This is a genomic window from Pseudomonas fluorescens (genome assembly GCF_002837185.1).
Taxonomy (GTDB): Bacteria; Pseudomonadota; Gammaproteobacteria; order Pseudomonadales; family Pseudomonadaceae; genus Aquipseudomonas; species Aquipseudomonas fluorescens_AM.
The window spans coordinates 146,885-169,395 of sequence record NZ_KZ477990.1; the positions used below are offsets into that span (position 1 = coordinate 146,885).

Here is a 22,511-nt window from a genome sequence, read left to right on the forward strand (position 1 = left end):
TCTTTCATGGTGCTTAGAGCCTAGTCGACAACGACCGATCGCACAGGGTTCAGAGGAAACGGTTCAGAGTTAAACGGTTCAGAAGTAAACCGTTCAGAAGTAAACCGGGAGCCGATTGCCGGCCCCCGTGCTGCAGCGCCTTACATTTCGACCTGGGTGCCCAGCTCGATCACCCGGTTGACCGGGAGTTTGAAGAAGCGCAGGTTGCCGTTGGCATTCTTCAACATGAACGCGAACAACGCTTCGCGCCAGCGCGCCATGCCTTTGATACGCGAGGCGATCACGGTTTCACGGCTGAGGAAGTAGGTGGTGCGCATCGGGCTGAAATCCAGTTCGTCCAGATGGCACAGTTTCAGCGCCTCAGGCACGTCCGGCTCATCGGTAAAACCAAAGTGCAGGATCACCCGGAAGAACCCTTCGCCATAGGCGTCCACTTCGAAACGCCTCGCCGCAGGCACACGCGGGATGTCTTCGTAGACCACGGTCAGCAGCACCACCTGCTCGTGCAGCACCTGGTTATGCAGCAGGTTGTGCAGCAGCGCATGGGGTACGGCGTCGGGGCGCGCCGTGAGAAATACAGCCGTGCCCTGCACGCGATGAGGCGGCTGCACACGGATACTGCCGATAAATATCGGCAGCGGCAGGCCGCCCTCGTCGAGGCGCTCGACGAGCAATTGCTTGCCGCGCTTCCAGGTGGTCATCAGCACGAACAGCACAATCCCCGCCAACACCGGGAAGGCGCCGCCCTGGATGATCTTCGGCACGTTGGCGGCAAAGTACAGCCCGTCCACCAACAGACAGCAGAGCAACACCGGCACGGCCAGTACCGGTGGCCATTTCCACAACAGCAGCATCACCGCAGACACCAGGATCGTGGTCATCAGCATGGTGCCGGTCACCGCCACGCCATAGGCGGACGCCAGCGCACCGGAGGATTCGAAGCCCAGCACCAGCAGGATCACGCCCACCATCAGCGACCAGTTCACCGCGCCAATATAGATCTGGCCCTGTTCGGCGCTGGAGGTATGTTGAATGTGCATGCGCGGGATATAACCCAGCTGGATGGCCTGGCGCGTCAGGGAAAACGCACCGGAAATCACCGCCTGGGAGGCAATCACGGTGGCCAGGGTCGACAGCACCACCAGCGGAATCAGCGCCCAGCTCGGCGCCAGCAGGTAGAACGGGTTGCGGGCCGCTTCCGGGTCGCCCAGCAACATGGCGCCCTGGCCGAAATAGTTGAGCACCAGCGCCGGCAACACCAGGATGAACCAGGCACGGGCGATGGGTTTTCGACCGAAGTGGCCCATGTCGGCATACAACGCTTCGGCGCCGGTCAGCGCCAGCACCACCGCGCCGAGGATGGCCACGCCGATGCCGGGGTGAGCCTCGAAGAAGCGCACGGCCCACATCGGGTTCATGGCGCTGAGCACTTCAGGGTGCAAGGTGATGCCATACACGCCAAGGCCGCCCAGCACCAGGAACCAGGTCACCATCACCGGCCCGAACAGCTTGCCGATGCGATCAGTGCCGTGTTTCTGGATCAGGAACAGCGCCACCAGGACCACCAGCGCGATGGGCACTACCCACCTTTCCAGGCCGTCGAACGCCAGCTCAAGGCCCTCCACGGCCGACAACACCGAAATCGCCGGGGTGATCATGCTGTCGCCGTAGAACAGCGCCGCGCCGCACAAGCCGCACACCACCAGGAAACTGCGCAATTTCCTGCGCTCCCCTGCCGCACGGCGTGCCAGGGCGGTGAGCGCCATGATGCCGCCTTCGCCCTGGTTGTCGGCGCGCAGCACGAACAGCATGTATTTGATCGACACAACCCAGATCAGCGACCAGAAGATCAGCGCCAGGATCCCCAATACCCCGTCATGGTTGACCTGCACCCCGTAACCGCCATTGAACACCTCTTTAAGGGTGTAGAGCGGGCTGGTCCCGATATCGCCATACACCACCCCGACCGCTGCTACCAGCATGCCAATCGGCTTGGCGTTCGAATGCTCGGCACTCGCTGCCTGACTACTTGCCTGACCCATCAACCACTCCTGCCCTTTGACCTGAGGTCGCTTATAAACAACGTGCTCAAACTGACCGTAGCATGCGCCGTTTTACTTCTCGTAACAGACGTTTTGTTGACCTTAGGATTTTACCTACGCGCAACGGCGCGAAGCATAGCGCAGCGCTCGTCGCATTTCCCTGCATAAAGCTGGTCAAGTGCGCTGCCCGCCGCTAGAATTGCGCACTTTTTGATCAGAGGCGCACCAAGCGCCCGTCCGCTGCCTGCCCTTCACGGTGGCGGCGTCATTCGATACCGAGGTTAGACATGTCCACCACCATCGCAAAAGCCAACCCCAAGGTTGGCTTTGTTTCCCTGGGTTGCCCGAAGGCTCTGGTCGACTCCGAGCGCATTCTCACGCAACTGCGCATGGAAGGTTATGACGTCGTGTCCACTTATCAGGACGCGGACGTGGTGGTGGTCAACACCTGTGGTTTCATCGACTCGGCCAAGGCAGAGTCCCTGGAAGTGATCGGCGAAGCCATCAAGGAAAACGGCAAGGTCATCGTGACCGGCTGCATGGGCGTGGAAGAAGGCAATATCCGCAACGTCCACCCAAGCGTGCTCGCCGTGACCGGCCCGCAGCAGTACGAGCAGGTGGTCAACGCCGTGCACGACGTGGTGCCACCGCGCCAGGACCACAACCCGCTGATCGACCTGGTGCCGCCGCAAGGCATCAAGCTGACGCCGCGTCACTACGCTTACCTGAAGATTTCCGAAGGCTGCAATCACAGCTGCAGCTTCTGCATCATCCCGTCGATGCGCGGCAAGCTGGTCAGCCGCCCGGTGGGCGATGTGCTGGACGAGGCCCAGCGCCTGGTCAAATCCGGCGTGAAAGAGCTGCTGGTGATCTCCCAGGACACCAGCGCCTACGGCGTCGACGTGAAATACCGCACCGGCTTCTGGAACGGCGCGCCGGTGAAAACCCGCATGACCGAACTCTGCGAAGCGCTCAGCAGCCTGGGCGTGTGGGTGCGCCTGCACTACGTTTACCCGTATCCGCACGTGGACGAGCTGATTCCATTGATGGCCGCCGGCAAGATCCTGCCGTACCTGGACATCCCGTTCCAGCACGCCAGCCCCAAAGTGCTCAAGGCCATGAAACGCCCGGCCTTCGAAGACAAGACCCTGGCGCGCATCAAGAACTGGCGCGAAATCTGCCCCGATCTGATTATTCGTTCGACCTTCATTGTGGGCTTCCCCGGCGAAACCGAAGAAGACTTCCAGTACCTGCTGGACTGGCTGACCGAAGCCCAGCTGGATCGCGTCGGCTGCTTCCAGTACTCGCCGGTCGAAGGCGCTCCGGCCAACCTGCTGGACCTGGCCGTGGTGCCGGACGACGTCAAGCAGGACCGTTGGGAGCGTTTCATGGCGCACCAGCAGGCTATCAGCTCGGCGCGCCTGCAACTGCGCATCGGCAAGGAAATCGAAGTGCTGATCGACGAAGTCGACGAGCAAGGCGCGGTCGGCCGCTGCTTCTTCGATGCGCCGGAAATCGACGGTAACGTGTTTATCGACGATGCCAGCGGTTTGAAGCCGGGTGACAAGGTCTGGTGCACCGTGACCGATGCCGACGAGTACGACCTGTGGGCGCAAAAGCGCGACTAAAGCTGTAAAGAATTGAAAAAGCCCTGCTTCCGGACAAGATGCGGGGCTTTTTTAGGTCTATCGTTTTGCCCATCAACACCTATTTCGACAAGAGACAGCGGGCATGCGTGAGCATTCGGTTATCCACACCCCCAACAATAGCGATTACCCCGAGCTGGCGAGAATCTGGGAGGCCTCGGTGCGCGCCACTCATGACTTTTTGCCGGAGAGTTACATCGTGTTGCTTAGAGAGCTGGTGCTGACTCGCTATCTGGATGCAGTAATGCTCGTGTGTACCAAGGATTCGACCCAGCGCATTACCGGGTTTGCCGGCGTAGCGGCAGGTAAGGTGGAAATGCTGTTTATCGACCCCCTGCACCGTGGCCAGGGCCTGGGCCGGCAGTTGCTGCGCTATGCCATCGATTGCATGAATGCCGATGAGCTGGATGTGAATGAGCAGAATCCGCAGGCGCTGGGTTTTTACCTCAAGCAAGGCTTTGAGGTGATCGGACGCACAGAGCACGATGGCCTGGGCCAGCCCTATCCGTTACTGCATATGCGCCTGCGCCAGCAGCAAATACGCAGTGGCTGAAATGGGACCGGGATTAACCGGCGCCAGGCAGGTACAATAGCCGCCCCCTTTTGTTACGGCCCATGTCATGACTGACCCCATACGCCTCTCCAAACGCCTTATCGAACTGGTCGGTTGCTCCCGTCGGGAGGCTGAGCTGTTTATCGAAGGCGGCTGGGTCTCGGTGGACGGTGAAGTGATCGACGAACCGCAGTTCAAGGTCACCACCCAGAAGGTCGAGCTGGACCCCGAAGCCAAGGCCACCGTGCCAGAGCCGGTGACCATCCTGTTGCACGCCCCGGCGGGCATGGATGCCGAGACGGCCATGGCGTCGATCAGCGCCGAAACCTTGTCGGAAGAACACCGCTTCAGCAAGCGCCCGCTAAAAGGCCACTTCCTGCGCCTGACCGCCAGCGCCGACCTGCAAGCCAAGGCCAGCGGCCTGCTGGTGTTCACCCAGGACTGGAAGATCCTGCGCAAGTTGACCGCCGATGCGGCCAAGATCGAGCAGGAATACGTGGTGGAAGTCGAAGGCGACATGGTCGCCCATGGCCTCAACCGCCTGAACCACGGCCTGACCTACAAAGGCAAGGAGCTGCCGGCCGTGAAAGCCAGCTGGCAGAACGAAAACCGCCTGCGCTTTGCGCTGAAAAACCCGCAGCCAGGCGTTATTGCGCTGTTCTGCGAAGCCGTTGGCCTGAAAGTCGTCGCCATCCGCCGCATCCGCATTGGCGGCGTGTCCATTGGCAAGGTGCCGGTGGGCCAATGGCGTTACCTGTCCGGCAAAGAGAAGTTTTAGGCCGTTACCCTTTTCCCGACTCCGCCTGATTGGGCGGTGTCTACCCGCTGAAAACCAGGATTGCCCACCATGATTCACAACGACGTACTGCGCAGCGTGCGCTACATGCTCGACATCAGCGATAACAAGATGGTCGAGATCATCAAGCTCGGCGGCATGGACGTGACCAAGGAAGACCTGCTCACCTACCTCAAGAAAGATGAGGAAGAAGGCTTTGTGTTCTGCCCGGATGAGGTGATGGCGCATTTCCTCGACGGCTTGGTGATTTTCAAGCGCGGCAAGGATGAAAGCCGTCCGCCGCAGCCGATCGAAACCCCGGTGACCAACAACATTATCCTGAAAAAACTGCGCGTGGCCTTCGAACTGAAGGAAGACGACATGCACGCCATCCTCAAGGCCGCCGAGTTCCCGGTGTCCAAGCCCGAGCTGAGCGCGCTGTTCCGCAAGTTCGGTCACACCAACTACCGCACCTGTGGCGATCAGTTGTTGCGCAATTTCCTCAAGGGTCTGACGCTGCGCGTCAGAGCCTAACAACAGCCATAAGCTTCAAGCCGCAAGATAAGAGCTTGTGGCTTGCGGCTTGCCACTTGAGGCTCCAGCAATGGCCTATCAGGTCTCGCCCGTCGGCTTCGTACGCTCCTGCTTCAAGGAGAAGTTCGCCATCCCGCGCCAGCCGCAACTGGCGCCGGCCGCCCGCGGTGTGCTGGAACTGGTGGCGCCGTTCGACGGCGGCGAGGCGGTGCAGGGACTGGAGCAGGTCAGCCATGTGTGGTTGCTGTTTCTGTTTCATCAGGCCCTGGAGGACAAGCCACGCCTGAAAGTGCGACCGCCGCGCCTGGGTGGCAATACGTCCATGGGCGTGTTTGCAACCCGCGCCACCCATCGGCCTAACGGCATTGGTCAGTCAGTGGTGAAACTGGACAAGGTGGAACCGGGGCGGTTGTGGATTTCCGGGATTGACCTGCTCGATGGCACGCCGGTGCTGGATATCAAGCCGTATGTGCCGTACGCCGATATCATCGACACGGCCACCAACAGCATCGCCAGTGGCGCGCCGCCCCTGATTGGCGTGCAGTGGCTCAAGACCGCGCTGCAACAGGCGCAGGGCCATGCCCAGCGGCTGGGTGAGCCGTTGGTGGAGTTGATTGACCAGTGCCTGGCGCAAGATCCACGGCCGGCGTACCAGACGCCTGGGCCGGAGCGCGAATACGGCGTGCAGTTCTGGGATGTGGATGTACGTTGGCACTATCCCGAGGCAGGGATGATTTGCGTATTGGAAGTGGTGCCTGCTGGATAAACCGGAACCCAAATGTGGGAGGGGGCTTGCCCCCGATAGCAGTGTGTCAGTCAACTCATCTGTGACTGATCCACCGCAATCGGGGGCAAGCCCCCTCCCACATTTTTTTGATCGCGTTTATTTTTCGACGAACGCACGCTCAATCAGGTAGTCACCTGGCTCACGCATACGTGGCGAAACCTTCAGGCCGAAGCTGTTCAACACTTCGCTGGTCTCGTCCAACATGCTTGGGCTGCCGCACAGCATGGCGCGGTCGTCCTCGGGGTTGATCGGTGGCAGGCCGATGTCGCTGAACAGCTTGCCGCTGCGCATCAGGTCGGTCAGGCGACCTTCGTTTTCGAACGGCTCGCGGGTCACGGTCGGGTAGTAGATCAACTTTTCACGCAAGGCCTCACCGAAGAATTCGTTCTGCGGCAGGTGCTCGGTGATGAATTCGCGGTAAGCGACTTCGTTGACGTAACGCACGCCGTGGCACAGGATGACTTTTTCAAAGCGCTCGTAGGTCTCCGGGTCCTGGATCACGCTCATGAATGGCGCGAGCCCCGTACCGGTGCTGAGCAGGTACAGGTGCTTGCCCGGCTTCAAATCGTCAAGCACCAGGGTGCCTGTCGGTTTTTTGCTGATGATGATCTCGTCGCCTTCCTTCAAGTGCTGCAACTGGGACGTCAGCGGGCCATCCGGCACCTTGATGCTGAAGAACTCCAGATGCTCTTCCCAGTTCGGGCTGGCAATGGAGTAAGCGCGCATGAGCGGGCGGCCGTTGGGCTGTTGCAGGCCGATCATCACGAACTGACCGTTCTCGAAGCGCAGACCCGGATCACGGGTGCACTTGAAGCTGAACAGAGTGTCGTTCCAGTGATGAACACTGAGGACACGTTCGTGGTTCATGTTGCTCATGTACGGGGAACTCCTGGAAATGGGTCTGCGCCAAATGTGAAGTGCGCAATTGCACAGCATTCTAATGGCGGCGACAATATCTGTTAACTGGATTATTAAGATAAGGGTTATCGGTTATATCGATATGCGATTTACTCTCCGTCAACTGCAAGTCTTCGTCGCCGTCGCCCAGCAGGAAAGCGTCTCCCGCGCTGCTGGCCTGCTGGCCTTATCTCAATCCGCCGCCAGCACATCGATCACCGAGCTGGAGCGCCAATCCAGCTGCCAATTATTCGACCGCGCCGGTAAACGCCTGAGCCTCAACGCCCTCGGTCATCAACTGTTGCCGCAGGCGGTGGCGCTGCTGGACCAGGCCAAGGAGATCGAGGACCTGCTCAATGGCAAGTCCGGCTTCGGCTCACTGGCCGTGGGCGCCACCCTGACGATCGGCAATTACCTGGCGACCCTGTTGATCGGCAGCTTCATGCAGCAGCATCCAGAGAGCCAGGTGAAACTGCATGTGCAAAACACTGCCCATATCGTGCATCAGGTGGCGCATTACGAAATTGACCTGGGTCTAATCGAAGGCGACTGCAGCCACCCGGACATCGAGGTGCAAACCTGGGTGGAGGATGAGCTGGTGGTGTTTTGCGCGCCCCAGCATCATTTGGCCAAACGTGGCGTGGCAAGCATGGATGAGCTGACCCATGAAGCGTGGATCCTGCGCGAACAAGGCTCGGGCACGCGCCTGACGTTTGATCAGGCCATGCGCCATCACCGCAGCGCATTGAATATCCGCCTGGAGCTGGAACACACCGAGGCGATCAAACGGGCTGTGGAATCAGGTCTGGGGATTGGTTGCATTTCGCGACTGGCACTGCGCGATGCGTTTCGTCGTGGCAGCCTGGTGCCGGTAGAGACCCCGGACCTGGACCTGGCCCGGCAGTTCTACTTCATCTGGCATAAACAGAAGTACCAGACCTCGGCGATGCGCGAGTTCCTGGAGCTGTGCCGCGCGTTTACCGCCGGGGTTCAGCGCAGTGACGAGATCGTGCTGCCGAGCATCGCCTGACCGTTAGATCAGAATTACCGCCCACACCAGCGTGATCATGGTCAAGGCCACGAATTGCGCGGCGCTGCCCATGTCCTTGGCGTTTTTCGACAAGGGGTGGCGGTCCAGGGAAATACGGTCGATGGCCGCCTCCACGGCTGAATTGAGCAATTCTACGATCAGGGCCAGCAGGCACACGGCAATCAGCAATGCGCGTTCGACGCGGCTGACCTGCAGGAAAAAACTCAACGGAATCAGGATGACGTTCAGCAGCACCAACTGACGGAACGCCGCCTCGCCGGTGAAAGCCGCGCGCAGGCCATCCAGGGAATAGCCCCCTGCGTTGAAGATACGTTTGATACCGGTTTGACCCTTGAAAGGCGACATAGATGTAGGCAACTGAACCAAAAGGAGTGGGGAAACTAGAGCACGCAAAGTCAAAAAAGCGTGAATCGGTGACAGCCTAATGCTGCGAAATTGACTCAAGTTGTTGCAGGAGTAACGCTGCCTGGGTCCGCGTACGTACGCCCAACTTGCGGAAAATCGCGGTGACATGGGCCTTGATCGTCGCTTCCGACACGCTCAGCTCGTAGGCAATCTGCTTGTTCAACAGGCCTTCACAGACCATGGTCAACACGCGGAACTGCTGAGGCGTCAAGCTGGCCAGGCCATCGCGGGCTGCCTTGGCTTCGTCGGACACGTTGATTTCTTCAAATGCTTGCGGCGGCCAGGACACATCGCCGTCCAATACCGTGCGCACAGCCTTCTGGATATCTTCCATCGCGCTGGACTTGGGAATGAAGCCGCTGGCGCCGAATTCCTTGGAACGCACCACCACGTCGGCCTCTTCCTGAGCCGAGACCATCACCACGGGGATCTGCGGATATTGCCCGCGCAGCAACACCAGCCCCGAAAAACCATAGGCACCGGGCATGTTCAGGTCGAGCAGCACCAGGTCCCAGTCGGATTTTTCGGTCAAGCGGGCTTCCAACTCGGCAATGCTGGCGACTTCGACCAGTCGCACATCCGGGCCAAGGCCCAGCGTTACGGCCTGATGCAGCGCACTGCGAAACAGCGGGTGGTCATCGGCTATCAGGATTTCGTATGTGGCCATTGATTAAATGATCCTGTTTTTTACGGGAGCCCTGATGGGTTCAGGGTTCGCCAGTACACAAGGCAACGGCCAGGCAGCCATCGCCACGGGGCACGCTCAACGTCAAAAACACGCAAAACAACGTCGAAAAACCAAGGTAGCGCCCCAATCGGCGCCCAGCATGCCCAGCGCAGCCTGGGGGGTCAAGCACTACGCCCATGGGGATTTTAGCGGGTTGCGTGATTAAGGTGCCATCATGCAAACGTCGATGGGTCATGGCGCCGGGATATAGGGCGCCAAACGTGTGTGGACAATGTCCGTCTCATCCAGGGGCAACTGAAACTTGGCGGCCAGATAGTGCGTGCTGAAGACATCGAGGTAGGCGTCCAGGACTTCGCTGGCCACCTGATCATCGGCCAACTCCAGGCACAGCGCGGCCACCTCGGCGGTGCAGAAATGATCATCACGTTTGGAACGGCGCAACTTGTAACGTGACAACTGCTCCGACGCCAGGCTAAGCACAGGCAAATGCTCCAGGTACGGGCTCTTGCGAAACATCTTGCGGGCCTCGCTCCACGTGCCGTCCAGCAGGATGAACAGCGGGCGCTTGCCCTCCTGTGCATCCACCACGCTGACCACCCGTTCAGGCGCCACGAATTCGCCGGGAAACACGATGTACGGCTGCCACTGGGGATCGGCGAGCAAGGTAAGCAGATCCGGGTCGACCTCGGTGCGCGACCAGGCGAACGCGGTGGTGTCGTCGATAACATCGGCGATCAGCCAGCCGGTGTTGCTGGGCTTCATCGGTTCGACGTCGTGCATCAACAGGCACATCGCCGATTTGGCTTCAACCGTTGGTCGCCACGCGCACAGGCAGTACTCGGGAATCACTCGGCAGCCGGTGCACCGCTCGGCACGCGATCCCCGATTCAGGAAAGGCCTGACGGCTCGGGCCAGGCGCTGGGTGCGCAAGCGGGAGACAGCGTGGCTCATTGGATGCGCCACAGAGACGGGTCAATCGACACGGGATAACTCGAAAGCAATTGAAGTGGGCGCAGTTTACCAGCGATACGCCTGGCTGTAGTGGCCGGCGCTCACCTATAATTGCGCGCCACTGAACGCACAGCGCAGTGGCTGGTCTATGCACCAGTAACCGAATCAGGAGAGTTTGATGCTGCGTTCCATGCTGCGCCTCGTTGCCCCATCCGTCGCTATTGCGCTGGCCTTGCCCATGGGCGCCCACGCGGCCTCGCTGCTGGAGGCTCAAATGAACCGCAAGCTGCAAAGCGTCGCGACCGAAAGCAACAAGGACCTGCCCCGGGAAATCGATGAGAAAACCCTGGAAGTGGCCTATACCGTTGAAGGTATGCAACTGATCGATCATCTCAGCGTGCAGCCAGACCGCGCCGAACAGATGCGTGCCAACCCCAAGGCCGTGTATTTCCAACTCGGTCGCAGTGTCTGCACCAACCCAGGCTACCGCGAGCTGATGGCGAAGGGCGCGGTCATGCGCTACGAAATCACCGAGAACAAGACCAACCGTCCTGTCGCATCGGTCAAGTTCGCCGAAGCCGACTGCCCGGCTCCGTCCAAGAAGAAAAAGTAACCCTGCCTTGCACCTCGCGCGTTGCTGCCCGGTGACGCGCCACTCCCCCGCTCCAGCGCCTGCCTGCACCTGAACGCCGTGATCAATCACCAATAAGCGGTTGCCAGCCAAGGGTTTTTCAGCCCATGATCAGGTCATTCCATGCGCCCGCCAGAGCAGTCTTTCCCTGCTGTTCTGTAATACTTTCAGGGCAAAAGAGGCCTGCCCTCCTGCGGCAAGCAACGACACATGCAGTGTCGTGGCCCCTGACGACGCTCGTCGGCGACCCAGGCCCTGTGAAGAAGGAGAAAGTCGAATGCCTCATGAATCCAACACCCCCCTGCTCGACCTTTTTGAACAAAACGGTACCGACCTCACCCAGCAGGTTGACGCGCAACTCCAGCTGGTCGCGCCAAACAGCCCGAACATTCCCCTTTATCGCGACATGATTCTCACGGTCCTGCGCATGGCGCAGGACGACCGTGACCGCTGGAACGCCAAGATCACCCTGCGCGCGATCCGTGAGCTGGACCATGCCTTCCGCGTGCTCGAACAATTCAAGGGACGACGCAAGGTGACGGTGTTCGGTTCCGCACGCACGCCACTGGAAAGTCCCCTGTATGCATTGGCTCGAGAGGTCGGCGCGGCATTGGCACGTTCCGACCTGATGGTCATCACCGGCGGTGGCGGCGGCATCATGGCCGCGGCGCATGAAGGCGCGGGCCTGGAGCACAGCCTGGGGTTCAACATCACCCTGCCGTTTGAACAGCATGCCAACCCAACCATCGATGGCACCGACAACCTGCTGTCCTTCCACTTTTTCTTTACCCGCAAACTGTTCTTCGTCAAGGAAGCCGACGCACTGATTCTGTGCCCGGGTGGTTTTGGCACCCTGGACGAAGCCCTGGAAGTGCTGACCCTGATCCAGACCGGCAAAAGCCCTCTGGTACCGGTAGTGCTGCTGGACGCCCCAGGCGGCGGGTTCTGGCAAGGCGCCCTGGACTTTATCCGCAGCCAGTTGGAGGCTAACCGCTATATCCTGCCGACCGACCTCAAGCTCATACGCCTGGTCTACAGCGCAGAAGAAGCCGTGGACGAGATCAACCGGTTTTATGCCAATTTCCATTCAACGCGCTGGCTGAAGCGTGAATTTGTCGTGCGTATGAACCATCCGCTCAGTGATCAAGCCCTGGCCCATTTGCAGGATGAGTTTGCCAGCCTTCGACTGAGCGGAGAATTCCAGCAGCTTGCCTACACAGGCCAAGAGCATGACGAACCCAGGTTCAGTCATTTGACGCGGCTGGTCTTCAACTTCAATGGCCGAGACCAGGGGCGATTGCGCGAGTTGGTGGACTACATCAACTTACCGGAAAATTGGGTGCAGCCTCAGGGTGAGGTGCAACAGCGAGGAGTGCCTCAGCCCGCGTGATTTTTTGCAGGCGAAAAAAAAGGCCCACTATTTTCATAGTGGGCCTTTTGTTTTGCGATCAATCTGGCGTTCAGTCGTCCATGTCCCGGCCGCTTAACAAGCGACTGATCATGTCCATCGAAAACCCGCGATAGCTCAGGAAACGACCTTGCTTCGCACGTTCCCTGGCATCAATCGGCAGATGCCCAGCAAACTTGCGCCGCCAGGTCTCTTCCAACTGCGACTGCCAACTGATACCGCATTCGCGCAAAGCGAGGTCGATATCGGCACGTTGCAGGCCACGCTGGCTCAACTCTTCGCGAATCCGCGCGGGACCATAACCGGACCGAGCGCGGTAGGATACAAAGCTTTCCAGGTATCGGGATTCCGACAACAGCCCCTCTTCCGTCAACCGGTCGAGGGCCGTTTCGATCATTTCAGGCTCTGCGCCGCGCTGGCGCAATTTGCGCGTCAGTTCGACTCGACCATGCTCGCGGCGCGCGAGCAGGTCCATCGCAGTACGCCGAACGGCGACGAGTGTATCCAGTACCACAGTCATCGTTTGTTTCAGATGTCAGTGTCGGCTTCTTCCATCTCGTCAACCGGCTCGCGGTTGGCGGCGGCCTTGACGTCTGGTGCCGGGGTCAGCAGCTTGTCGCGAATCTGCTTCTCAAGCGTGGCAGCGATATCCGGGTTGTCCGCCAGGAATTTGGCCGAGTTGGCCTTGCCCTGACCGATTTTGCTGCCGTTGTAGGCATACCAGGCACCGGACTTCTCGACAAAACCGTGCAGTACGCCCAAGTCGATCATCTCGCCGTTCAGGTAGATGCCTTTGCCATAAAGAATCTGGAACTCTGCCTGACGGAAAGGCGGGGCCACCTTGTTCTTCACGACTTTAACGCGGGTTTCGCTACCGACAACCTCGTCACCTTCCTTCACCGCGCCGGTACGACGGATATCCAGACGGACCGAAGCGTAGAACTTCAGCGCGTTACCACCGGTGGTGGTTTCCGGGCTACCGAACATCACACCGATTTTCATACGGATCTGGTTGATGAAGATCACCAGGCAGTTGGCGTTCTTGATGTTGCCGGTGATTTTACGCAGCGCCTGGGACATCAGGCGGGCTTGCAGGCCCACGTGCATGTCGCCCATTTCGCCTTCGATTTCTGCCTTCGGTACCAGCGCTGCCACGGAGTCGACCACGATCACGTCGATGGCGTTGGAACGCACCAGCATGTCGGTGATTTCGAGGGCTTGCTCACCGGTGTCCGGCTGCGAAACCAGCAGGTCGTCAACGTTGACGCCCAGTTTGCCGGCGTATTCAGGATCCAGGGCGTGCTCGGCGTCGACGAACGCGCACGTGGCGCCCATTTTCTGAGCCTGGGCAATCACCGACAGGGTCAGGGTGGTTTTACCGGAAGATTCAGGACCGTAGATCTCAACGATACGGCCTTTTGGCAGGCCGCCAATGCCGAGCGCGATATCCAGACCCAGAGAGCCAGTGGAAATAGCCGGGATCGCCTGACGGTCGTGATCGCCCATACGCATTACGGCACCCTTGCCGAATTGACGTTCGATCTGACCCAGGGCCGCAGCCAAGGCTTTCTTCTTGTTGTCGTCCATTAAAGTCCTCACGTAATCAATAAGGCCTGACGGCCAACACCTGTATAAGTAGACAGTATTGTTCCACAAAGATCGAAGATCGCCTACCCCTGATTGTCTATTTCTGCTGCAGCTCGTCGCAACAAGCCTTCCAGTGCGGCCTTTACCGTTTGTCGGCGGACCTCGTCACGGTTGCCGGGAAAGTGCGCACGCTCGGCCGTGACCTCATCGCCCACGCCGAACGCCAGCCATACCGTGCCCACCGGTTTGTCCGGCGAACCACCGTCCGGGCCCGCCACGCCGCTGACCGCCACGGCAAAGCGCGCCAGGCTTTTTTCCTGCGCCCCGCGCGCCATCGCCTCCACCACTTCCTGGCTGACGGCGCCAACGTTGGCAAACAGCTTTTCCGGCACGTTCAATTGCCGGGTCTTCTGCCGGTTGGAATAGGTGACATAGCCCGCCTCGAACCACGCCGAACTGCCCGGTATCCGCGTAATGGCTTCGGCAATACCACCGCCGGTGCAGGACTCGGCGGTGGTGACATGGGCATTGAGCACCTGCAAACGGCGCCCCAGTTCAGCAGCCAGTTGAGTGATTTCCTTCACGGTCGTCTCCAGGAATGGGCGGGGGTTTGCCTACCCTACAGCAGCCCATCGGTCATGCAAGTTGCAGAATGCATCAAAAGGCTAACGCGCGACGGCCCGCACATACGCCTGACAGGCACGCAAGGCGATCAGGGCGTTATCGCCGTCGTCGGTGATGCGGATAATTCGTTGAGCATGCGCCGGGTCAAGTCCGGCGCGTGGGGTTGCATGAACCACGCCGCCGGGGGTGGCGGCGGCTGGCACTGGCGTGCAGCCGGCGGCATCGGTGGCGTCGAGAAGGACTGACAACCGCACATCAGCAGTGGCCAGGCGGTCGCGCAGAGCAGCTTGGTGACGCTGGGCATCGCTCAACTCCTGAATGTGTTGTTGATCGCGGGTAGTGAGTTGTCGCTCCAGGGCCAGGCGTTTTTGCTGTGCTGCCTGTTGCTGTTCGAGCGCGGCCTGGTGTTGCTGGCTGAGCGCCAGCGCCTGCCCGGCCGCCTGACGCTCCAGTTGCGCGCCATAGCGCCAGGCCTGTACTTGCCACACCAGTGCAAGCAGCAGGCAAACGCCGACCCAACGCAATGTGCCTAGCCAACGCATAGCACCGCCTTCGCCCGTGCCCACAATTGCTCACGCGCCTGCAGGCCGTTAACGCCGCCGTTGATACGTCGGGTAATGGTGGTGAATTGATCTTTATCCGCCAGCTCGTTGAGGCCGTTGCTGTGCCAGAACCAGGCGGCGGACTCACACGCCCACTGCGGTTGTTCCAGCAACTGCGGTTGTTGCAACAGGCGCTCATCGCCAAACAGTGCCTGGCTGCATGCCAGGTAGTTGCGCCGTCCCGTGACCTGGATCAGCCCCCTGCCCCGGTATTTCTGGCCATCGCCATCCGCCTCGGGGGTGTTGCCCAAGCGGGCGGCCAGGGTGCCGGTGTCGTACTTGCCAAGGTATTGATCGCTGCCCAGTTCGCGTACGTAGCGCAGTTCGGCGGATTCGTGGCCGATTTGAGCGAGGAAGGCGGCGATGCGCCTGGCACTGTTGACCTCATACCGAACGAAGGCTGCATTTAACGGGGACAAAAAAATGCCCGCTCGAAGGCGGGCCCCAGGCATCACATCAATTAGCTGGGTAAGGGTAATCTGCATGGGATCTACTCTGAAAAAATGTCTACACCGACAAACCACTGGCCTGGATCGTGCATCGGTAGCCGCCGGTGCGGTTACCGCTGGCCGTCACCGTCTTGATCGACCAGCGTCCCTGCATAAAGCCCGGCCACGACTCGTCCAGCAGCAGCAACCCTTCAGCGGCCAGCGACGGATTACCGGGGCACACCACATTGATCTGCAGCCCTTCTCGCCCCACACGCCGCATCTCGCCCTGCGCCGCCGAGCGCGCTTCGTCCTCGCTCTGGTAGCGCTGCGTCACCACTTTGAACGGTGCGATGCCCACCTCTACGACATGCTTTTTGCCGGCCGCCGCATCCCACCAGGACGTCTGCGCGCCGTTATATTTGGCGCGACTGGTCTCGGTGAAGCTGGCGCTGATGAAGGCGTGGTCGCCCGGGTGATTGTCACGGGTGACGGACAAGCGCACATCCGGCAGTGCCTTGCCCGACAACGACTTGATCTGACCTTTACGGCCCAGCACGTAAAGCTCGTCCACAGGCTTGGCCACTGCATCGAAGCGTTTGGCCAGCCTGGTCAGAAATGCCATGTCACTTTCGTTGGTCTGATCGATATGCGCGATCGGCTCGCCATCGAGCTCAGGCGCCACGCGCGGGGAGAACCCGTAGCGGCTGGTCAATTGACGAAACAGTGCGCCCAGGGTTGTCGGCCCATGGCTGGCGGTGCGGCGCTGTTTGAACTCATGCTCATCGAACGGCGCCGCCGTCGCCACCAGCACCAGGCGCATCGGGAACAGCGACGGTGTACGCTGAGTGATCTTGAACGCGCCCTTATCCACCAGACCGGACTCCCGATAACCGACGCGCAAGCCGACTTTTCCGCCCAGATCGGGCAGGCCTTCAAGGCCCTCGATATCGAGGGTCAACTTGAGTTGGTCGGACACGAATCCCGCTGCGTCAATATGCTCCCACTCCAATAGCCGCTCGTTGAACAATGCGGCATTGGCGCCGTAAAGCTCCACTACCGGTGTGAATCCAAGTGCCATGATCGCTCCTTAATCCCAGGCTGAAACCGGCCGGCTCGCGACAGGCTTTGCATCCAGTTCGGGCACCAGCACACTGACGCCGGCCGGCAATAGTGCGCCCTGCTCCGCCAGCTCCGGATTCAAGCGCCACAGCGCCTCCTCCGCAGCATCATCACAGCGGCCCAGCTCTCGGTAGAGCAGCAGGTTCACTGAATCGCCCGCAATACTTCGGACTCTACGCATTGACGAATTCCTCCAATACCAGCGACCAGGTGATCGCCATCGCGGTACCGTCGTCGATGACGCTGGTTTGTTTTTCGCTGATCGACTTGATGGTCCATAACCCCCAGTTACGCCCCAGGCCATCCACCAGAGGCAACGGCACGCGCAGGTCCTGCAGGGCTCGCAGCTCATCCAGGCGTTGCATGCCCTTGGCACGCGCGGCCTTGCCGCCAACTGCCAATGTTTCAAGGCCCTGCCCCACCTGGCTGGATTTGGGTTTGCCGGCAATGATGTCCAGGCTCACCCACCCACCACTGCTGCCACGATCAAGGCTGTCGTAGGCGAACCCGCGAGACAGCCCGAAAATAAACGTGCCCAACACCATCTGTTGTCGCATTACACAGCTCCATCGGTCAGTGCCGCGCCACGTCGCGTCGCCAGCAGGTTGTCCATCGACAGCGGCGTAAATTGCGCTTCGATCTGTTGCACCACGAGTGTCGCCAATTGCTGATAGCTGGCTTGTTCCGGCGCGTTGATAGTGATTTGCGGGGCAAAATTGAGTTGGCGGTTATCGGCTTGAGGGTTGTTGAGGTTATTGCTGACATCTGCGGGAGACGGCAAGCGATCCCCGGATCCCATTACTTTCTCGGCAAGCCATGCCCCCACGTCACTGCCGACAAACGTACCGACGGCGCCGCCCACCACGTTGCCGATCGCGCCACCGGCGACGCCGCCCATGACCCCGCCCAGCAGCGTCCCGGCACCCGGTACCACCGAACCGATCACCGCTCCGGCGAGCGTACCGACAGCTCGACCAATCGCCATGCCGGCGAATTCACCGGCAACGCCACCGGCGACGGCGCCGCCTACCGAGCCCACGCTGGAGCCCAGCGCTTGACCCGGATTCCCCGTCAGCGCGCCCTGCGTGACATCAACTCCGGCCTGTGCCAGCACCAGGCCCAACGAAGCCCGTTTGGCGAATTTGTTGGCCTTCACTGTTTTGCTAGGGCGGTCAGGACCGGACGCCGGATCTGGCGGGCGTTTGCCTGTATGGGCGTCATTACCTTGAGTGTGCTGCGGGCGGGCGGTAGGGTCAGCGGCAGGTGCTTCGCGGAAAATTTTCCCCGCAACCTTTTCAAATGCCTTGTCCTTCACGGCATCGAACACGCCGGAAAACACAGCCACCAGTGCAGCCCCTGCCACCGTAACGGCGGCGGTAGTGTGAGGCAGCGCTTCAGCCAAGCCACCCACGCCATTGACCAAACCGGTCATCGCCGTCAGCGAGGTATCCACGACGGGCGCCAGGGCCACATCGGAGGCAGTTTGCAAGCGCGTGGTACTGGCCTCATAGGCCTGCCGTCGAGCCTGGGAGGAATCGGCGCGAATCGCTGCAACGCGCTGAACAGAGCCTTGATCGCCTAACGCCGAGGTGGCGTAGGTGGACGTTTCGGCCACCTGCGAAAAGGCGTGTTTCACGCTGTCAATAATCGGCACCAGGCTCAGAATCGACTGGTTACCGTCGAACAGTTGCGCCGCCAGCGCCGCCTGCCTTTCAGCCGGTTGTGACTTGAGTGCCTCCAGCACGGTAAGCAGGGTCTGCGGGGCATCCTGTTTCATGCCACTGGCCAGCTCTTTGGGATCAAGCTTGAGCGCTGCCCAGGCACTGCGCTGCGCGGGAGAAGCGCTGTCGCCTTTGGCCAGGGCGAGACTGATTTTTTCCAGCCCGAGCTCCGCAGCACCTTTGCTGTTACCGGCACTCAACAACACCGCCGAAAGCGCCGCTGCCTGCTCGGGGAGCATGCCCGCAGCCGTGGCGGTGGCGCCGCGACGTTGCACGATCGCTGCAATGTCCGCTGCCTCGGCCTTGAGCGAGACATCGGTGCCCAGCACGTTTGTCGCGTCGGCCAGATCCAGGGCTTGGGCGCGGTCAAGGTGCAGTGACTCACGCCATCCGCCCATGAGTTCGCCGGCATGCTTCACATCGATTTTGAACGCCGTCGCCATGATCGCGGCATCGCGGGCGAACTGCTGCAGGTCTGCCTGGCGTCCGGCCTGGTCGATATTGCCTGACGCGTCAACGCGGCTGCTGCCAATACCCGACTTGGCCGCTACGTACTCGACCTTCGCCAAGTCCACGGCGCTCGCGCCACTGGCCGCCACCATCGGCTCGGTCGCCATGGCGAGGTTGGCTTCGCGCAGTGACTTGCGCTCGCGCCCGACAAATTGCAGCAGTTGGTCCAGGTCGGTCATCGCGGCATCCAGTGCCTGCGATGGCGTACCCGCTGGGGCCGTCGTGCGGGTGCTCGTATCGCCCGTGCCCGTCGCCTCGATGGCGTCGGCCTGGCGGGCGTCCATCACCTTGAGCAACGAGGCGTTGAACAGCTCAAGCGTATCCACAAGCCGGGCCTGACTCTCGGCCAGATGATTGATCTGCAGGCTGGCATCGGCCAATGCCAACGCCAGGTTCGCGGCACTTCCCGGCACCGCCTCAGCCGGACTCGCCAGGGTTGGCGCGATCGGATTGAGGCTGGCCTGTGCGCCGGCCATTTCGGGTGAGCGCTGGATCATCACGCCGTCCCTGGCGATGGCTGACTCAGCTTGGTTATTACGGTCTGCCATCCCGCTCTACTCCTGTTTAACGCCAAGGCGACTGATCGCAATGTCGTAGCGGCGCAAGGCCTTGCCGGCGTCCCAATCGAGGATTTCCGCTTCGGTTACTGAGTAAACCAGCGGTACGACATCGAGGATCACTTCGATGTCGCGTTCCGAAAGAAGTCCGCCGGTTTGTTTAAAAAATCGTCGATGCGCCCCTGCAGTTCGGTCCAGTCGGGCACGGTCAAGCCGGCGAGATCGGGAATCATCAGGCCGGCGCAATGGGCGGTGATGAACTCGGCACGTTCTTTGTTGGTGGGCAGTTTTTTCATCACTTTGGTGGCGCGCAGAGCGGGCATTTCCAGGGTGACGTGGGTGAGCGTGCGACCGCTTGCTTGAAGGGGAAGCAGCAGCGCGACCTCCTCGCTGGTCAGCGATTGGCGCGGCACATCGGCCTGATCGAGAAAAAACGATGCAGGCTGGGTCGACATCTCGTGTACGTATTGCGCGATGCTGACGTAGTCCGGGCGCTTGAGTTGGTCGAGTTCTTTTTCCGACAGGCCAGTGGCGAGCTTGGCCAGTTCGAAAAACTGCTCATCCTCGTCGTCACCGGCGCGCGCCAGGGCGTCTTTCTGTGGCGCGTAGAACAAGGGTTTGAGTTGAATCTGCTCGATCACAACACCGGTGTCGGCGGTGATCGGGGACAGCAGGACGTGTAGCGCAGGCATCCAGGCCATGGGGTGATTCCTTGACAGGGTGTGGGGGCGAGCTGACCCGCCCCCCGGGTGGTTACGGCATCAGCACGGCGCGGCGGGCATCGCCGAGAATGTCGACACCGTTGAGCACGAACTTCTGGGTGCGCACGTCGATATCGATCACCGGAATGCCGTTTTCCAGACGGTTATAGGTGCGGCAGGAGAGTTCCAGGGTGGTAACGGGCTTGGCATTCATCGTCAGCGCGGATTCGGTCAACGACTTCAATTTGCCGCCCACGGTGTGGTAGGTGAAGTAGGTCTTGCCATCCTGATCCTGCCCGGCTTCGCGCACGTTCAACAGGATGTCATCGCCCTGCGTGACGCCAAGCGCCAGCAGGATTTCTGCACCAGCCCCTTGCAGTACCAGGGTTGCGCCCAGCACCTTGGCGCTTTTGGCCACTTCTTCGGCAATGAAGCGCCCGCCGGTCATCGGGTCCATTTCGAACTCGATCTTCGGTGGCGTAAAGGAATCGACCGTGGCCGACAGCGGCAGGCCTTGGAGGGTGGCCGCAATGGCCTGTCTGACTCGGTTGGTAAACATTAGAGAACGTCCTCCAGGAACTGCTCGATGATTTCATCGCGGGCGTTGAGTTGATAAACCATGTGTTCGTTCGGCGCGTAGCGGCCGTAGTCGATGACGATGAACCAAGTGCCGTTCTTGTACTTCTCGACGCTGTTCAACTCCGGGTGCAGGTAGACGCTGCCGCCAGGGATGGTTTCGTCGGCCACCAGGGTTTGCAGCCAGTCGTTGATGCGCTTGACCTCCTGGTCCATGAAGGACTTGGTGAGGTTCCTGGCCATGGCCTTCTGGCCGGCCTTGACCAACTTGCGGCTGATGGCGTCTTCCAGGCCGACATAGCTGATGAACTTGCCGGTAATGGAGCGGTTGCCCAGCAGCGAGAAACCGCCGAGCACCGTGCGGGCGTAGTAGCTCACGCCATAACGATTGAGCAGGTCGCCTTCGGTGGAGGTGTCGAGGATGTTGTACTCGACGACGCGGGAAACGTCTTCGGCAAAGGTCACCTGATTACCTGGGCTTTCCCACTGCTTGACCTTGGCCAGCGCAGCGATAGCCAACGAGGAGGGCGACAGGAATACGTTCTTCTTCGCAGCCTTGGAATACACCGACGGCATGTTGTGCACCAGCAGGCAACGGTCGAAGCCCAGGTCGGCACCGCCCAGTTCGCCGCTGTAGGTCACTTGGTCGGCGACCGAAGCGTCCTTGCCATCGAGTACCACACGGGCCTTGATGCGCTTGCCGAAGGAAGCAAACTCGCCGGCCACGGCCTTGGTGCCGGTGAAGCCCGGAGCGCCAATGATGGTCAGGTCTTCAGGCACGCTGCTCAGGGCAGCCAGGCCGAGTTTGCGACCGGTGACCGGGTCGTTGCCGCCGATCACATTGTTAATCGTATCGGCCGGGGTGGCGCCCTCTTCGACAATCACCACGTAGACCGGCACCTTGACCACTTTGAGGATCTGGTAAACCGCCTGGAACAAGGTGCCCGACTCGGTGCCGGTCGGGTCGAGCAGCGCCTGGGTAGTGAAGCTGTTGATGCGAAACGGCGCGTTTTTCGGGATCGATGCATGGGCATTGGGGGCGGTGCCCACCAGGCCGATGACATTATCGCCCAGGCCACCCATGGCCTCGGGCGATTCGGTGGCATTGACGGTAATGCCGTTGTGCTCGAAGTTCAAAACCTCAGCCATGATTAATCAGCCTTCTTGGAGGTGGAATTGAGGACGCTGGTCAGTTCCAGGCGGCCGGCGGTGCGCAGGGCGGATGCTTCGACGTCCAGCAGTTCCAGCTCCTCGCCAGCGGTAGACCAATGGCCGTTACCGGTGGGGAAAGGGATGAGGACGGTGTAGGTTTGGCGCGTGGGCATGGGTAGGGTTCTCCGGGTGAGAAATGCCAAAGCCCCTGCAAGAGGGGCTTTGGGGAGGCGAAAAAAAACCGCTTTCGCGGTGGGTGACTACTTGTCTTTCGGCAACGGGAAGCGCGCTTTGATTTCAGCAACCTTAGCTCGCCACTCTTTCTCCTTTTCAGCCGTACCGTCGAATTGCCACTCGAGGTACATCGGGTCAGCTTCGCTGACATAGGCAGAGCGGCGAGCCGCAATTGTGCTAGCGAGTGCGGCAGCTGCAGTAGCGTTCTCGATGAGCACCTGGCCAGCCGCATCACTAAAGCCCAGGCCTTTAAGGGTCTGCGTACTAGCAGGCACGTTGATCAACGAGTCACCAGCAGGGGTTACCAACTTTTCAATAAACAAAGTCAT

General features: G+C 60.4%; 28 protein-coding genes. 8 read left to right on the forward strand and 20 right to left on the reverse strand.

The annotated features are described in order from the left end of the window. Window positions 1-140: 140 nt before the first annotated feature. Window positions 141-2,042: a potassium transporter Kup gene (locus CIB54_RS07920; protein ID WP_065951891.1), complete on the reverse strand. Its 1,902-nt coding sequence runs from the start codon at window positions 2,040-2,042 to the stop codon at window positions 141-143. A gap of 287 nt (window positions 2,043-2,329) precedes the next feature. Here CIB54_RS07920 and rimO point away from each other — a divergent pair, with 287 nt between their 5' ends. The 5 genes from rimO to tsaA all read left to right on the forward strand — a co-directional run bounded on the left by rimO (window position 2,330) and on the right by tsaA (window position 6,316). Beyond that, window positions 2,330-3,670, forward strand: a complete 1,341-nt coding sequence (gene rimO, locus CIB54_RS07925) for a 30S ribosomal protein S12 methylthiotransferase RimO (protein ID WP_057439367.1) — start codon at window positions 2,330-2,332, stop codon at window positions 3,668-3,670. A 103-nt stretch (window positions 3,671-3,773) separates the two neighbouring features. Next, window positions 3,774-4,241: a GNAT family N-acetyltransferase gene (locus tag CIB54_RS07930; RefSeq protein ID WP_101219391.1), complete on the forward strand. Its 468-nt coding sequence runs from the start codon at window positions 3,774-3,776 to the stop codon at window positions 4,239-4,241. A gap of 67 nt (window positions 4,242-4,308) precedes the next feature. Next, on the forward strand, window positions 4,309-5,019 hold the full coding sequence (locus CIB54_RS07935) for an rRNA pseudouridine synthase (protein WP_065951858.1): 711 nt from the start codon (window positions 4,309-4,311) through the stop codon (window positions 5,017-5,019). A 69-nt stretch (window positions 5,020-5,088) separates the two neighbouring features. Further along, on the forward strand, window positions 5,089-5,550 hold the full coding sequence (locus CIB54_RS07940; protein ID WP_005785469.1) for a YehS family protein: 462 nt from the start codon (window positions 5,089-5,091) through the stop codon (window positions 5,548-5,550). Window positions 5,551-5,620: 70 nt separating this feature from the next. Next, complete coding sequence (gene tsaA, locus CIB54_RS07945; protein ID WP_101219393.1) at window positions 5,621-6,316, forward strand: tRNA (N6-threonylcarbamoyladenosine(37)-N6)-methyltransferase TrmO; 696 nt, start codon at window positions 5,621-5,623, stop codon at window positions 6,314-6,316. Window positions 6,317-6,433: 117 nt separating this feature from the next. Here the strand turns inward: tsaA and fpr are convergent, their stop codons facing one another. Next, window positions 6,434-7,213 carry a ferredoxin-NADP reductase gene (gene fpr, locus CIB54_RS07950; RefSeq protein WP_003172178.1) on the reverse strand — a complete coding sequence of 260 codons (780 nt, stop codon included), beginning with the start codon at window positions 7,211-7,213 and terminating at the stop codon, window positions 6,434-6,436. Between the two features lie 124 nt (window positions 7,214-7,337). On the opposite strand from fpr, the gene CIB54_RS07955 reads away from it, so the two are divergent. Beyond that, complete coding sequence (locus tag CIB54_RS07955) at window positions 7,338-8,264, forward strand: LysR family transcriptional regulator (protein ID WP_010212678.1); 927 nt, start codon at window positions 7,338-7,340, stop codon at window positions 8,262-8,264. A 3-nt stretch (window positions 8,265-8,267) separates the two neighbouring features. On the opposite strand, the gene CIB54_RS07960 is transcribed toward CIB54_RS07955, so the two are convergent. From CIB54_RS07960 to CIB54_RS07975, 3 genes are all read right to left on the reverse strand, one after another. Next, the gene (locus CIB54_RS07960) at window positions 8,268-8,630 is read right to left on the reverse strand and encodes a diacylglycerol kinase (protein ID WP_003189051.1); all 363 of its coding nucleotides are present in this window, start codon (window positions 8,628-8,630) and stop codon (window positions 8,268-8,270) included. A gap of 76 nt (window positions 8,631-8,706) precedes the next feature. Next, the gene (gene erdR / locus CIB54_RS07965) at window positions 8,707-9,357 is read right to left on the reverse strand and encodes a response regulator transcription factor ErdR (RefSeq protein WP_003189050.1); all 651 of its coding nucleotides are present in this window, start codon (window positions 9,355-9,357) and stop codon (window positions 8,707-8,709) included. 252 nt (window positions 9,358-9,609) lie between these two features. Then, entirely contained in the window at window positions 9,610-10,329 is a 720-nt protein-coding gene (locus tag CIB54_RS07975; RefSeq protein ID WP_101219395.1) for a tRNA-uridine aminocarboxypropyltransferase, read from the reverse strand. Between the two features lie 178 nt (window positions 10,330-10,507). Here CIB54_RS07975 and CIB54_RS07980 point away from each other — a divergent pair, with 178 nt between their 5' ends. Next, window positions 10,508-10,942, forward strand: a complete 435-nt coding sequence (locus CIB54_RS07980) for a PA3611 family quorum-sensing-regulated virulence factor (RefSeq protein ID WP_065886032.1) — start codon at window positions 10,508-10,510, stop codon at window positions 10,940-10,942. A 295-nt stretch (window positions 10,943-11,237) separates the two neighbouring features. Beyond that, window positions 11,238-12,350, forward strand: coding sequence for an LOG family protein (locus CIB54_RS07985; protein ID WP_065951854.1), 1,113 nt, complete (start codon window positions 11,238-11,240; stop codon window positions 12,348-12,350). 70 nt (window positions 12,351-12,420) lie between these two features. Here the strand turns inward: CIB54_RS07985 and recX are convergent, their stop codons facing one another. The 15 genes from recX to CIB54_RS08050 all read right to left on the reverse strand — a co-directional run bounded on the left by recX (window position 12,421) and on the right by CIB54_RS08050 (window position 22,511). Next, window positions 12,421-12,888: a recombination regulator RecX gene (gene recX / locus CIB54_RS07990; RefSeq protein ID WP_065886030.1), complete on the reverse strand. Its 468-nt coding sequence runs from the start codon at window positions 12,886-12,888 to the stop codon at window positions 12,421-12,423. Between the two features lie 8 nt (window positions 12,889-12,896). Continuing rightward, window positions 12,897-13,955: a recombinase RecA gene (gene recA, locus CIB54_RS07995; RefSeq protein ID WP_005785454.1), complete on the reverse strand. Its 1,059-nt coding sequence runs from the start codon at window positions 13,953-13,955 to the stop codon at window positions 12,897-12,899. An 83-nt stretch (window positions 13,956-14,038) separates the two neighbouring features. After that, window positions 14,039-14,539, reverse strand: a complete 501-nt coding sequence (locus CIB54_RS08000) for a CinA family protein (protein ID WP_065951853.1) — start codon at window positions 14,537-14,539, stop codon at window positions 14,039-14,041. Window positions 14,540-14,620: 81 nt separating this feature from the next. After that, window positions 14,621-15,121 (reverse strand): lysis system i-spanin subunit Rz, encoded by a 501-nt coding sequence (locus CIB54_RS08005; protein ID WP_101219397.1) that lies wholly within the window; start codon window positions 15,119-15,121, stop codon window positions 14,621-14,623. Next, window positions 15,109-15,666, reverse strand: a complete 558-nt coding sequence (locus CIB54_RS08010; protein ID WP_101219399.1) for a glycoside hydrolase family 19 protein — start codon at window positions 15,664-15,666, stop codon at window positions 15,109-15,111. Before CIB54_RS08010 ends, CIB54_RS08005 begins: the two co-directional genes overlap by 13 nt. A gap of 22 nt (window positions 15,667-15,688) precedes the next feature. After that, complete coding sequence (locus CIB54_RS08015; RefSeq protein WP_101219401.1) at window positions 15,689-16,690, reverse strand: contractile injection system protein, VgrG/Pvc8 family; 1,002 nt, start codon at window positions 16,688-16,690, stop codon at window positions 15,689-15,691. Between the two features lie 9 nt (window positions 16,691-16,699). Further along, window positions 16,700-16,912 carry a tail protein X gene (locus tag CIB54_RS08020; protein ID WP_065951849.1) on the reverse strand — a complete coding sequence of 71 codons (213 nt, stop codon included), beginning with the start codon at window positions 16,910-16,912 and terminating at the stop codon, window positions 16,700-16,702. Further along, a complete protein-coding gene (locus CIB54_RS08025) occupies window positions 16,905-17,288 on the reverse strand; it encodes a phage tail protein (RefSeq protein WP_065951848.1) in 384 nt (127 codons plus the stop codon). Before CIB54_RS08025 ends, CIB54_RS08020 begins: the two co-directional genes overlap by 8 nt. After that, the gene (locus CIB54_RS08030) at window positions 17,288-19,510 is read right to left on the reverse strand and encodes a phage tail tape measure protein (protein WP_101219403.1); all 2,223 of its coding nucleotides are present in this window, start codon (window positions 19,508-19,510) and stop codon (window positions 17,288-17,290) included. Before CIB54_RS08030 ends, CIB54_RS08025 begins: the two co-directional genes overlap by 1 nt. Window positions 19,511-19,516: 6 nt before the next feature. Continuing rightward, entirely contained in the window at window positions 19,517-19,642 is a 126-nt protein-coding gene (locus CIB54_RS27810; RefSeq protein WP_269801678.1) for a hypothetical protein, read from the reverse strand. Further along, window positions 19,639-20,220 (reverse strand): phage tail assembly protein, encoded by a 582-nt coding sequence (locus CIB54_RS08035; protein WP_065951846.1) that lies wholly within the window; start codon window positions 20,218-20,220, stop codon window positions 19,639-19,641. Before CIB54_RS08035 ends, CIB54_RS27810 begins: the two co-directional genes overlap by 4 nt. 52 nt (window positions 20,221-20,272) lie before the next feature. Then, window positions 20,273-20,779: a phage major tail tube protein gene (locus CIB54_RS08040; protein ID WP_065951845.1), complete on the reverse strand. Its 507-nt coding sequence runs from the start codon at window positions 20,777-20,779 to the stop codon at window positions 20,273-20,275. Beyond that, window positions 20,779-21,945, reverse strand: coding sequence for a phage tail sheath protein (locus CIB54_RS08045; RefSeq protein WP_065951844.1), 1,167 nt, complete (start codon window positions 21,943-21,945; stop codon window positions 20,779-20,781). The genes CIB54_RS08040 and CIB54_RS08045 overlap by 1 nt, the downstream gene beginning before the upstream one ends. Before the next feature lie 2 nt (window positions 21,946-21,947). Then, window positions 21,948-22,121, reverse strand: a complete 174-nt coding sequence (locus CIB54_RS27440; RefSeq protein ID WP_175413291.1) for a hypothetical protein — start codon at window positions 22,119-22,121, stop codon at window positions 21,948-21,950. 87 nt (window positions 22,122-22,208) lie between these two features. Next, window positions 22,209-22,511 carry a hypothetical protein gene (locus CIB54_RS08050; RefSeq protein ID WP_065951843.1) on the reverse strand — a complete coding sequence of 101 codons (303 nt, stop codon included), beginning with the start codon at window positions 22,509-22,511 and terminating at the stop codon, window positions 22,209-22,211.